Origin of the sequence: Rhodococcus sp. WWJCD1, assembly GCF_002258735.1 — a bacterium.
In the GTDB taxonomy this organism is placed as follows: Bacteria; Actinomycetota; Actinomycetes; order Mycobacteriales; family Mycobacteriaceae; genus Rhodococcoides.
This window is the reverse complement of the sequence record NZ_NOXY01000021.1, coordinates 142,829-154,942: the sequence shown is the minus strand read 5'-3', so window position 1 is coordinate 154,942 and position 12,114 is coordinate 142,829. Positions and strand designations below refer to the sequence as shown.

Annotated in this window: 8 protein-coding genes; 4 read left to right on the top strand and 4 right to left on the bottom strand. The window is 65.5% G+C overall.

Annotated elements, in window-relative coordinates:
* Positions 1-183 precede the first annotated feature (183 nt).
* Positions 184-1,971 (top strand): AMP-dependent synthetase/ligase, encoded by a 1,788-nt coding sequence (locus CH286_RS15975; RefSeq protein WP_037172286.1) that lies wholly within the window; start codon positions 184-186, stop codon positions 1,969-1,971.
* Positions 1,972-2,033: 62 nt separating this feature from the next.
* Here the strand turns inward: CH286_RS15975 and CH286_RS15970 are convergent, their stop codons facing one another.
* Positions 2,034-2,651, bottom strand: a complete 618-nt coding sequence (locus CH286_RS15970; RefSeq protein ID WP_032380625.1) for an alpha/beta hydrolase — start codon at positions 2,649-2,651, stop codon at positions 2,034-2,036.
* Between the two features lie 81 nt (positions 2,652-2,732).
* Here CH286_RS15970 and CH286_RS15965 point away from each other — a divergent pair, with 81 nt between their 5' ends.
* Complete coding sequence (locus CH286_RS15965) at positions 2,733-6,182, top strand: TM0106 family RecB-like putative nuclease (RefSeq protein ID WP_094609696.1); 3,450 nt, start codon at positions 2,733-2,735, stop codon at positions 6,180-6,182.
* On the opposite strand, the gene CH286_RS15960 is transcribed toward CH286_RS15965, so the two are convergent.
* Positions 6,152-7,366 carry an alanine racemase gene (locus CH286_RS15960; protein WP_037153337.1) on the bottom strand — a complete coding sequence of 405 codons (1,215 nt, stop codon included), beginning with the start codon at positions 7,364-7,366 and terminating at the stop codon, positions 6,152-6,154. The genes CH286_RS15965 and CH286_RS15960 overlap by 31 nt on opposite strands.
* Before the next feature lie 76 nt (positions 7,367-7,442).
* Complete coding sequence (locus tag CH286_RS15955) at positions 7,443-8,084, bottom strand: TetR/AcrR family transcriptional regulator (protein ID WP_032403836.1); 642 nt, start codon at positions 8,082-8,084, stop codon at positions 7,443-7,445.
* Between the two features lie 123 nt (positions 8,085-8,207).
* On the opposite strand from CH286_RS15955, the gene CH286_RS15950 reads away from it, so the two are divergent.
* Positions 8,208-9,521 carry a D-arabinono-1,4-lactone oxidase gene (locus tag CH286_RS15950; RefSeq protein WP_094609695.1) on the top strand — a complete coding sequence of 438 codons (1,314 nt, stop codon included), beginning with the start codon at positions 8,208-8,210 and terminating at the stop codon, positions 9,519-9,521.
* Between the two features lie 134 nt (positions 9,522-9,655).
* Positions 9,656-11,143 (top strand): molybdopterin-dependent oxidoreductase, encoded by a 1,488-nt coding sequence (locus CH286_RS15945; protein WP_094609737.1) that lies wholly within the window; start codon positions 9,656-9,658, stop codon positions 11,141-11,143.
* A gap of 19 nt (positions 11,144-11,162) precedes the next feature.
* On the opposite strand, the gene CH286_RS15940 is transcribed toward CH286_RS15945, so the two are convergent.
* Positions 11,163-12,104 carry an adenosine deaminase gene (locus CH286_RS15940; protein ID WP_094609694.1) on the bottom strand — a complete coding sequence of 314 codons (942 nt, stop codon included), beginning with the start codon at positions 12,102-12,104 and terminating at the stop codon, positions 11,163-11,165.
* Positions 12,105-12,114 lie beyond the last annotated feature (10 nt).

Sequence of the window (12,114 nt, the reverse complement as noted above, 5' to 3'; positions counted from 1 at the left end):
CCTCACAGACACGACCCGGCGGCGAGGGGCGGCTGCGGACGGTTAAGTTGTACTCCGAGTCACACTCAACTCCCCCTGAGCCGACCAAAAATTCACAAACCGGACACCCTCGGTGGTGCGTTACGGACCGGGGTGTGATGAAATGCACAACTACCACGCTATTTTTCCGTAAGGGGTCCAGCAGTGCGCGAATATTCTGTGCCGGCGTCGTTCACCATTCCCGACGACGCTTCCATGGCCGACACCGTTTTCCGGTACGAAAAGGAATCGCCGAACCTCGTACCGTTCCAGCGACTCGTGAACGGCACCTGGACCGACGTCACAGCGGGCCAGTTCGCCAAAGAGGTCACCGCCGTAGCCAAAGGCCTGATCGCATCGGGCATCGAACTCGGCGACCGCGTCGCGATTCTCAGCGCGACGCGCTACGAATGGGTCGTTCTCGACTACGCAATCTGGACCGCGGGCGGATGCACCGTCGCGATCTACGAGACCTCCTCGGCCGATCAGGCCCAGTGGATCCTCGAGGACTCGGCGACCAAGTTGCTGATCGTCGAGACCGCGTCCCATGTCTCCAACCTGAAGGACGTCACCGACGGTGCCGCCGACCTGCGTGAGGTACTCCAGATCGACGACGGTGCCATCGACGAGCTGACCACCCGCGGCGCGGGAGTCAGCGACGAGGACGTACACACCCGTCGGCACCAGGTCACCGCCGCCTCCCCCGCCACCCTGATCTACACCTCGGGCACCACCGGCCGCCCCAAGGGTGTGCAGCTCACGCATGCGAACTTCTACGCCGAGGTCCAGGCCACCCAGATCGCCCTGCACGACTCCATGCGCGAGGGCAACCGCACACTGATGTTCCTCCCGATGGCGCACGTGTTCGCCCGCGCGGTGTCGTTCGGCTCGTTCGAGTCGAAGGTGACCGTGGGCCACACCTCGGACGTATCGACACTGGTGGATCAGTTCGCCGTCTTCAAGCCGAACTTCATTCTCTCGGTGCCGCGCGTGTTCGAGAAGGTCTACAACTCGGCCAAGCAGAAGGCACACGACGGCGGCAAGGGCAGCATCTTCGACAAGGCCGCCGCGACGGCCATCGAGTGGAGTGAGGCCCAGGAGAAGGGCGGCGCAGGCCTGGTCCTAAACCTCAAGCACACGGTGTTCGACAAGCTCGTCTACTCCAAGTTGCGGGCCGCCCTCGGCGGCAACTGCGATCGTGCGGTCTCGGGCGGCGGCCCCCTCGGCGCTCGCCTCGGCCACTTCTTCCGCGGCGCGGGCGTCCCGGTCTACGAGGGCTACGGACTGACCGAGACCAGCGCGGCAGTCACCGTCAACACCACCAAGGAACAGCGCGTCGGCACCGTCGGCAAGCCCATCGACGGCCACGCGGTCAAGGTCGCCGAGGACGGCGAGCTGCTGCTCAAGGGTCCGGTGGTGTTCAGCGGCTACTGGCACAACGAGAAGGCCACCGCCGAAGCGATCGTCGACGGGTGGTTCCACACCGGCGATCTGGGGTCGATCGACCAGGAAGGCTTCGTCTCGATCACCGGCCGCAAGAAAGAAATCATCGTCACCGCGGGTGGTAAGAACGTCGCTCCCGCGGTGCTCGAGGACGCCCTGCGCGCCAACGCCATCATCAGTCAGTGCCTCGTCGTCGGCGATGCCAAGCCGTTCATCGGTGCGCTGATCACCCTCGATCCCGAGGCACTGCCGGGCTGGCTCGAACGCCACAGCCTTTCTGCCGACATCCCGTTCTCGGAGCTGTCGAAGAACGCCGACCTCGTCGCCGAGATCGACAAGGCCGTGGCCGAGGCCAACAAGAAGGTCTCCAACCCCGAGCAGATCAAGAAGTACACGATCCTCGAGAACGACTTCACCGTCGAAACCGGAGAGCTCACCCCGACGATGAAGCTCAAGCGCAACATCATCCACTCCGAGCGTGGCAGCGACATCGAGGCCATCTACTCGTAGATCGAACACAAGAGAAAGGGCCCGGCGTGCTGTGCACGCCGGGCCCTTTCTCGGTTCTCGGGTCAGGACATGTGCTCGTCGAGGAACTCCGCGACCGCCAACGTCACCTGCAGGTGGATCTTCTCGTGCAGTAGGTCGTGGCCTCCGTCGTCGAACTCGTGCAGGGACGCGTCGGGCACACCGCCGATCCACTCGCGGACTGCATCGATCGGAGCCAAGCGGTCGTCGACACCGTGCACGGCGAGGATCGGAATCACATTGTCGGAGAGGTCGTCGGAAGCGCCCGTCACCGACTTCGGAGTGCCACACAGCACAGCGCACCGGACCGCCTCCGGATGCGCGCCGAGTGCTGCGATGGCCGTCGCGGCACCCAGCGAGTGCCCCATCAGCGCGAACGACAGTTCGGGATGCTCGGCCTCGGCGATGTCGAGCAGCTGCAGCGCATTCTGAGCCAGGCCAGGTATCTGAGCCGCGTCGGTCAACTCCCCTTCGGTGAGACCGTGGCCGACATGGTCGACCGCCCACACGTCCACTCCGCGTCCGTTCAACACCCGGGCGAACCGGTGATAGTGGCCGCTGTTCTGACCGAGACCGTGGAGGAACACAAGACCGAAACGAGCATCGGGAACGGTCCAGTTTCGGTAATGGACAGCACCGGTGGCTCCGTCGAAAAATGGCATTCGATCATTTTGCCTCCTCTCGTCGGCATCCGCGCGCAACGTGACCGGCGCCGCTGTCGTCGATGGCTAGGGTGGGCACTTGTGTTCCTCCTCGGCGATCGGGTCGTCTACAGCGCCAGCGACCTCGCGGCGGCGGCGTCCTGCGAATTCGCATTGCTTCGCCGACTCGACGGGTTGACCGGACTGATCCCGCGCGCCGCCGCCGAACCGGACCCCATGCTCGACCGCACGTCCGCACTCGGATTCGAACACGAGCGGCGTCAACTCGCAGCCTTCGAGCTGCGCTACCCCGGAGGCGTCCTGACGATGGACAGACCGGGACGCACCGCCCAGGAACTGGCCGACGCCGCGTGGGCAACCTTCACCGCGCTGACCGCACGCACCCCCGTGGTGTACCAGGCAACCTTCTTCGACGGCCGGTTCCTCGGCTTCTGCGACTTTCTGGTGGCAGAGGGTTCGGGCTACGGCGTGTACGACACCAAGCTGTCGCGGCACGCGAAGGTGCCGGCTCTGCTCCAGTTGGCGGCGTACGCAGATGCGCTGCGGGCCGGCGGAGTGACTCCGAGCGACGATGTACACCTCGTGCTCGGTGACGGCAGCGACTCCGTTCACGTTCTCGCCGAGATACTTCCGGTCTACCGGCAGTCCCGGGACCATCTGCAACACATCCTCGACGAGCACCACGCCGAAGGCACCGTCGTCGATTGGTTCGATTCGCGCTACTCCGGGTGCGGGCAGTGCGAGGCCTGCGTTGTCGAGGTGGAACAGCACCGAGACCTGGTTCTCGTCGCCGGCATGCGCGCGAGTACCCGCGAGAAGCTGCTCGACGCGGGAATCACCACGGTGGACGAGCTGGCCTCCTCCACGGGGATTGTCGACGGGATGTCCACTCGTACGGCGGCGAACCTGCGCGCCCAGGCGGCGCTGCAAGTTCGCCAGGAGCACAGCGGAGAACCGGAATTCGAGATCTTCGACGCCGACGCCCTCGGGGTGATCCCCGAACCCGACCCGGGCGACATCTTCTTCGACTTCGAGGGCGATCCACTGTGGGCCGAAGCCGGGAGTAGCGAATGGGGGCTCGAGTACCTGTTCGGCGTCTACACCGCCGACGGCGAGTTCCTTCCGTTCTGGGCGCACGATCGCGCGCAGGAACGCCGTGCCCTGATCGACTTCCTCGACTACGTCTCCGCACGCCGCGCCGCATACCCCCGCATGCACGTCTACCACTACGCGCCGTACGAGAAGACCGCACTGCTGCGCCTCGCCGGGCGCTACGGAGTGGGCGAGGACGCCGTCGACAACCTGCTGCGGGACAACGTATTGGTAGACCTGTATCCCGTTGTCCGGTCTGCAGTACGCATCGGAGCTCGGTCCTACAGCATCAAGAAACTCGAACCGCTGTACATGCCCGCCTCCCGTGACGGAGACGTCACCGACGCCGCCGCATCGATCGTCGAATACGCGAACTGGTGCGATCTGCGCGACCAGGGCAAGGATGACGAGGCCGCCGCTCTTCTGGCGGATATTGCCGAGTACAACCGTACCGACTGCGAATCGACTCTACGACTGCGCGATTGGTTGCTCGAACGCGCATCGGACGCCGGTGTTCCGCCGCGGGTGAAACAGGAGCTCGACCTCGACAAGAGCGCCTCCGACACCGCGAGCCCGCTGGAACTCGAACTTGCCGAGTACGCGGGACTGCCATGGGACCGCACCCCGACGCAGCAGGCCGTGGCCCTGTTCGCCGGTGCCATCGGCTACCACCGCCGTGAGCGAAAGCCGTTCTGGTGGGCCCACTTCGATCGACTGACCCATCCGATGGACGAGTGGCCCGATGCGGCGGACGTATTGAAAGTCGAACGCGCGGAACTGGTGCACGACTGGATGAAAACGGCACCCACACAGCGGGTTCTACGACGACAGATCAAGCTGGTGGGACATCTGAGCAACGGCGTGCTCGGGGGCTCGAAGGTCAAACTCCTCTACGCAGAACCGGCCCCGGAAGGGCTGCCGAAACAGCAACCTACCCATCGCGCGACCACGTCGGTCGAGATCGTGCAGACCGGCTACGAGGGCACCCTCGACATGGTCGTCGTGCAGGAGAACCTACGCAAGGGCGTGACCGAATACACCGACTTTCCCATCGCGACGGCGCCCGAGCCGCCGCCTGCGACCAAATACCTCGAAGAGGCGATCGTCGCAGCGGCCACCGAGGTCAGCGCTGCCCTGCCCCACCTTCCGCCTACGGCCATCGCCGATCTGCTGACGCTGTCCGCGCCCCGAACCCGTTCCGGCAAAAGCCTTCCCGCGGTACAGGGCCACGACTACGCGGCTGCGGTCACGGCAGCGCTGCTCGATCTGGCGAACTCCTATGTGGCCGTTCAAGGCCCACCCGGGACCGGGAAGACCTACACCGCCGCGCGAGTGATCGCCGAACTGGTCGACGTCCATCACTGGCGCATCGGCGTGGTGGGCCAGTCTCATCACGTGGTGAACAATCTGCTGGACACCATCGTGGCCGCCGGGGTGGACTCGGCCAAGGTGGGCAAGAAGGCCCCGACCGCCCACACCGTCGTCGAACCCACCGACTACACCCGTTTCGTCACCGACGCCGAGCAGGGCTGCGTGATCGGCGGCACCGCCTGGGACTTCTCCAACCCCGGCCGGATACCGCGCGGGGCCCTGGATCTGCTGGTCGTCGACGAGGCCGGGCAGTTCTCGCTGGCCAACACCATCGCCGTCTCGGTGTCTGCCCGCAACCTGTTGCTGCTCGGCGACCCGGCGCAGCTTCCGCAGGTCAGTCAGGGCACCCACCCCGAACTCGTCGACGAATCCGCCCTGGGCTGGATCACCGACGGTCACCCGACTCTGCCCGCCGATCGCGGGTACTTCCTGGCCACGACGTGGCGGATGCATCCGGATCTGTGCGCGCCCGTCTCGGCGCTGTCGTACGAGGGCAAACTTCAGTCCAACAAGGCTGTGACACAGTCTCGTTCGCTGTCAGGGCTGGAGCCCGGCCTGCACACCGTCTATCTGGACCATCACGGTAACTCCACGGACTCGGTGGAAGAGGCCGACGAGATCGTCGCACGAGTGCAGGGCCTCTTGGGTCGATCGTGGAGCAACCCCGAGTCGTTCGACGGCGCGCGGCCGATGGAGCAGTCCGACTTTCTCGTCGTCGCGGCCTACAACGCTCAGGTCGCCGTCGTCCTCGAGCGTTTCGCGGCCGCCGGACTGGGTGACGTATCGGTCGGAACCGTCGACAAGTTCCAGGGCCGACAGGCACCGGTGGTGTTGATCTCGATGGCGGCATCGGCGATCGAGGACGTTCCGCGTGGCATGTCGTTTCTGCTCTCGCGCAACCGACTCAACGTCGCCGTCTCTCGCGGTCAGTGGGCCGCGATACTGGTCCGATCGAGAGCACTGACCCAGTACTTGCCGTCGACCCCGGCCGGACTGCGCACGCTGGGCACCTTCATGAGCCTGTGCGAGAACGGAATTCAGCCGAACGCCATGCCCTCGCCGCGGTAGGTGGGGACCGACTCGACGGATCCGTCGGCGTGCACCAGATGCAGGGTGTCGAATCGTTCGCACAGCTCGCCCGCCTTGGCGTGCCGGAACCAGACGCGATCACCGATCTTCACCTCGTCGGCCCCGCTCACCGGAGTCTGCACCTCACCGGCACCCTCGTTGCGCAGTAGCTTCAGCCCGGACGTCACTACTCCGGCGGCCTTTCTCGACCACGCCACCGGCCTCGGGGATCGCGACCCCGACGCCGGACCCGACGCGATGTAGCCACCGCCGAACAACGTTGCGATCTGCGGCGTCGGCTTGCGCACCGCGGACAGCGCGAAGAACAGCGACGGCTCGGCCGAGAAAGCGCGATACCGATCGAACAGCGTCGGCGCGAACAGACCCGATCCGGCGGTGACCTCGGTGACGACCGGATCGGCCGCCGAGAAGTCGATCGACCCGGTGCCGCCGCTGTTGACGATCTCGATGTGACCCACCGCCGCGGACACTGCCTCGACCACTGCCCTTCTGCGCGTGGAGATCTCACGAGACGAGAGCGACTTCATCCACTCCACCGCGACATTCGAATCAGGCACACCGGCGATCTGCGCCTCGTAGAACATCAGGCCGACGACCCGGAACCCCCGCGAGTGCGCGTCCCGCGCGAAGGCGGCAACCTGCTCGGGATCGCGAAGCGGAGAACGCCTGACCCCGATGTGCAGCGGCCCGATCCGTAGCGAGGCATCGACATCGATACAGATACGGGGCTTGAGAAGGTCGCTACGGGTGGCATCGCGCACGATGTCCAATTGCGCGACGTCGTCGACCATCAGTGTGATGCGACCCGACAGAACCCGATCGTTGACGACCTCGACGAGAGCCGTGCGGTCGACACTCGGATAGCCCATCAGGATGTCCTCGACCCCCTGGCGCGCGAGCCACACCGCCTCACGCAGCGAGTACGCCATGACCCCGCTCACGCCTTCTGCTGCGAGCACCCGATCGAGGACCGCTCGGCAGCGCACCGACTTGCTGGCGATCCGAATCGGCACCCCCTTCGCTCGCGCTCGCAACGCCGCCGCATTGGCATCGAGTGCGACGGAATCGACTGCAGCCAAAGGAGATTCGAGACCCTCGGTAGCGGTGGCGATACGAGACAGTGGTGTCGTGTCAGTGGTGACGACACCGGCGATCGAACTCATACTTCACCATTCCTTCGTCGTCGTTGCCGGACCCACACAGTCAAACACTCCGCAGCCGAGAAGTCCCGGCGAGTGCTCAACGGTCCAGGGCTTTGCCCGCGATCAGCCCGGACAGGTCGTCGATCTGAGCCAGCACCTCGAGGTCGTCACCGTCGACCAGCCACCGCAGCACCAGCCCGTCGAGCGTCGCCATCCCGAAGCGCGCGATCGACTCCACCGGCTCGAGCCATCTCGTGCCGGTGTGATCGGAGCACTTCTCGAAGAACAACCGGGCCTCGGAGTCGCGGATCCGGTACTGCCCATTGGCAATTTCGGCCGCGGTGGCGGACCCGAGCGCGCGATGCCGCAGGAGGTAGGTCTTGATCTCGTACGCGAGCAACTGCCGATCCGGCGACTTCTCGATCAACAACCACACTGCGCTCAGTCCGCCGTGCACCAGCTCGCGCAGACCCCGAACTCCTGGCAATTCTCGGGTGCCGACAGCGCTGTCCAACGCCGCGTGGAGAATCTCGGTGACGTCGACGATGAGGTGCTCCCCCATCGCGATCACCAGATCCTGCTTGGTCTCGAAGTGGTACTGCACGATGCCCTTGGTGACGTCGGCGTACTCCGAGAGCGCGCGCACCGTCAGGGACTCGATACCCACCCGCTCGGCTACGTCGATCGCCGACTGCACCAGTTGTGCGCGTCGCACATCCGCGGGCAGCCTCGATTGCATGACCCGATACTAGGGGGCTGCCGAAGTCTGTGCCCCATATTGATCCACGGGGCGCGACCCCGAGGGTTCGGGAGTGGAGCCTGCGGAACGACCCTGCGGCTTCGAGGGTGCGATAGTGATTCGATGATCGAGCGGTCGCGGCAGAACTGGGCGGGCAATCAGCAGGCATATCCGGCGCATCGTGCCGAGCCCGCATCGGTGGACGAAGTGCGCAGCGTTCTGCAGGGCGCCGTCGATCGGTCTCGGTCGGTGCGATGCGTCGGGGCTGGTCACTCCTTCACTCCGATCGCCGTCACCGACGGCGTTCAGATCAGCCTCGATTCCTTGCGTGGGATCGAATCGGTCGTCCGCGACGACGACGGTTCCGCCCGGGTGACGGTGCTCGCCGGCACTCGGTTGCGCGAGCTGACCGCGCGGCTGTGGGACCTCGGCCTGGCCATGACCAACCTCGGCGACATCGACGAACAGTCCGTCGCCGGAGCCATCTCCACGGGCACCCACGGAACCGGTGCCCGCTTCGGCGGCATCGCCACTCAGGTGCATGCTCTGGAGCTGATGACCGCGGACGGCCGGCTCGTCCGGTGCTCCCGCGACGAGAACACCGAGCTGTTCGACGCGGCCCGCATCGGTCTCGGTGCGCTCGGCGTCATCACCCGAGTCACGATCGACTGCGTTCCGGCGTTCGCACTGCGGGCCGTCGAGGAACCGTCGACGCTGACGGCAACGCTCGCCGAGCTCGAAGCCACCGTCGCTGCCGTCGACCACTTCGAGTTCTACTGGTTTCCGCACACCGACCGTGTGCTGACCAAACGCAACACCCGCCTGCCCGGGAACGCCGTGCTGCGCCCGCTGGGAAAGGTGCGCTCGTACCTCGACGACCAACTACTGTCCAACACGGTCTTCGAGGGGCTCAACCGCATGGTGACGCGGGTGCCGGCCCTGATTCCTCGACTCAACGCAGTCTCGGCCCGGGCACTGTCGGCCCGCGAGTACACCGATCGCTCGTACCGAGTGTTCGCGTCCTCGCGGACGGTCAGATTCGTCGAGATGGAGTACGCAGTGCCGGCATCCGAGATCGGCCGGGTGCTGCGCGAGGTGGATCGCTGGCTCGAGCAGTCTTCGATGTCCATCGCGTTTCCCGTCGAAGTACGATTCGCCTCCGCCGACGACATCTGGCTCTCCACGGCCTACGGACGCCCGACGGCCTACATCGCTGTGCACCAGTACCACCGCCGCGATCACCGCGAATACTTCGACGCCGTCGAGGCCATCTGCCGCAGCGTCGGCGGCAGGCCACACTGGGGCAAACTGCACTCCCTCGGCAGCGACGAACTGCGTGATTCCTACGAGCACTTCGACGATTTTCTCCGCGTCCGCGATTCGATGGACCCGCACAAGGTGTTCGGCAGCGAGTATCTCGAACACCTGCTGTCCTGAGCGGTTGATCGGCGTGACGATGCGCGCAATTTCTGCTCCGCTTCTGCGACCTTCGAGTAGATTTCCCCAGGCCAACGCTCCGAGTGGAGCGTCCCGTGCACGCAGCCACTCCCCGCACGCTTACATTGGAGCGAGTGAGCACAGGTAAACGCGCGCTGTCCGGCATCATCGCCGCCGGAGTCGTCCTCGGTGTCGGTGAATTGATCGCCGTCCCCATCGGACCGAACTCATCGCCACTGACGGCCGTGGGGTCATCGGCCGTCGACAACAGTCCGGCCCCGGTCCGTGAATGGGCCATCGACACGTTCGGCACCTCCGACAAGCTCGCCCTGTTCATCGGCATGGCTCTGGTGATCGCTGCTATCGCCGCCGCGGCAGGCATCGCCCGCAAACCGATCGGTGCTGTGGTGTTCGCAGCGCTGGGCGTGCTCGGCGTACTCGCGGCGGTGACGCGACCCGACGCAACGGCCTTCTACGCAGTCCCGACCATCGGCGGCGTCATCGTCGGCATCGTTGTGCTGCACGCCCTCATCGGAGCCGCCACCCCGGCGACCGAGGGCATGAACCGTCGCAGCTTCCTGACCCTCGCCGCCGGCGCCGCGGTACTCGGCGTCGTCGCCGGAACGGCCGGACGGATGCTCACCTCGGCGCGCGCCGTCACCGCCGATCGACTCGGCTTCATGCTTCCGACCCCGACGCCGCAACCACCGATACCGGCCGGGGCAGACCTGCAGATCGACGGCCTCGCGTCGTACATCACCCCGAACGAGGACTTCTACCGCATCGATACCGCGTTGGTCGTGCCGCGGGTGGCGTCGGATACGTGGTCGCTGCGTATCCACGGCATGGTCGACCGCGAGATCGAGCTGACGTTCGCCGATCTGGCCCAGCGCCAGGCCGTCGAGAAGACGGTCACCCTGACCTGTGTGTCGAACATCGTCGGCGGCGACCTCGTGGGCAACGCAACGTGGATCGGCTACCCGCTCGAGGACATTCTCGAAGAAGCAGGCATTTCGCCGGATGCCGACATGGCGCTGTCGTCGAGCAGCGACGCCTTCACCGCGGGCACTCCCCTGGAGGTACTGCTCGACGGGCGCGACGCCTTACTGGCGGTGGGGATGAACGGTGCACCGCTGCCCGTCGAGCACGGCTACCCGGCGCGGCTCGTCGTTCCGGGTCTGTACGGATACGTCTCGGCGACCAAATGGGTCACCGACATCGAGATCACCCGCTTCGACAAGGTGACGGCGTACTGGACCGATCGCGGCTGGGGCGCTCTCGGACCGATCAAGACCGCCTCGCGCATCGACACCCCGCGATCGGGCAGCTCGGTGCCCGCCGGGAAGTCGGTAGTCGCGGGCGTCGCCTGGGATCAGCACACCGGTATCGAGGGCGTGGAAGTGCAAGTGGACGAGGGCAATTGGGTGCCGGCCACGCTCTCGGAGGAGTACTCCAAGGACACCTGGCGGCAATGGACGGTCGAGCTCGATCTGGCTGCGGGCCAGCATTCCATCCGAGCCCGCGCCACCAACTCTGCCGGAGAGCTGCAGACCAACAAGACCGCCGACACCGTTCCAGACGGAGCCACCGGCTACCCGAAGATCTCGGTGACGGCGAACTGATCCAGACAGTCGCGCTGATCTAGACGGTGACGAAGCTCGCGCGAATCGAGTTCTCGGCCAATTGCTTTCGCTCGGCCGCGGTGAGGCCCATTCCCGCTTCGAGGGCAGAGAAGTTGTCGTCGACGTAGCCGCCGAAGTAGGCGGGATCGTCGGAATTGATCGACACCGACAGGCCGCGCTCGAGCATCTGCCGCAACGGCAACTGCTCGACGTTGTCGATCACCTTGAGCCGAACATTGGACAGCGGGCAGACGGTAAGCGGAACCTGTTCCTCGACAAGTCGATTCACCAGTGCCTCGTCTTCCAGGCACCGCACCCCGTGATCGATGCGCTCGACCTTCAGCAGATCCAGTGCCTGCCAGATGTAGTCGGGCGGGCCTTCCTCACCGGCGTGAGCCACCACGTGCAAACCCTCGGCGCGCGCCTTGGCGAACACGTCGACGAACAACGACGGCGGGTAGCCCACTTCGGCGGAATCGAGTCCGAGGCCGATGATCGGAGCCTGCATCGCCAACAGGTCGTCGAGCAGTTGATTCGCGTGCAGTACCGGCTTGTCGCGCAGAATCGACGCGATCAGCCCACTGGTGACGCCGAATTCGCGCTCACTGGTCGCACACGCGTCGGCCAATCCCTCGACGACGGCCTGGAGCGGTACACCGCGCTCGGTGTGCGCCTGCGGGTCGAAGAAGATCTCCGCGTGCGTCACCCCGGCCTGCGCGGTCCGGCGGAAGTAGGCCCGGGCCAGATCGGCGAAATCCTCGGCGGTCTGCAACACGGCCATGTTCGCGTAGTACAGATCGAGGAAGGATTGCAGGTCCGTGAACTCGTACTTCGCGCGTAGTTCGTCTATATCGTTGTACGGCAGCGTGATTGCGTTGCGCTCGGCAAGATCGAAGATCAGCGGAGGTTCGAGCGATCCTTCGATGTGCAGGTGCAGTTCGGCCAGCTGATCGTTACTCACTCATACGATT

What these genes read in the sequence shown, in the direction of transcription:
- CH286_RS15970 (WP_032380625.1), bottom strand. Translation starts at nt 2,651, where the DNA reads ATGCCATTTTTCGACGGAGCCACCGGTGCTGTCCATTACCGAAACTGG.
- CH286_RS15960 (WP_037153337.1), bottom strand. Translation starts at nt 7,366, where the DNA reads ATGAGTTCGATCGCCGGTGTCGTCACCACTGACACGACACCACTGTCT.
- CH286_RS15955 (WP_032403836.1), bottom strand. Translation starts at nt 8,084, where the DNA reads ATGCAATCGAGGCTGCCCGCGGATGTGCGACGCGCACAACTGGTGCAG.
- CH286_RS15950 (WP_094609695.1), top strand. Translation starts at nt 8,208, where the DNA reads ATGATCGAGCGGTCGCGGCAGAACTGGGCGGGCAATCAGCAGGCATAT.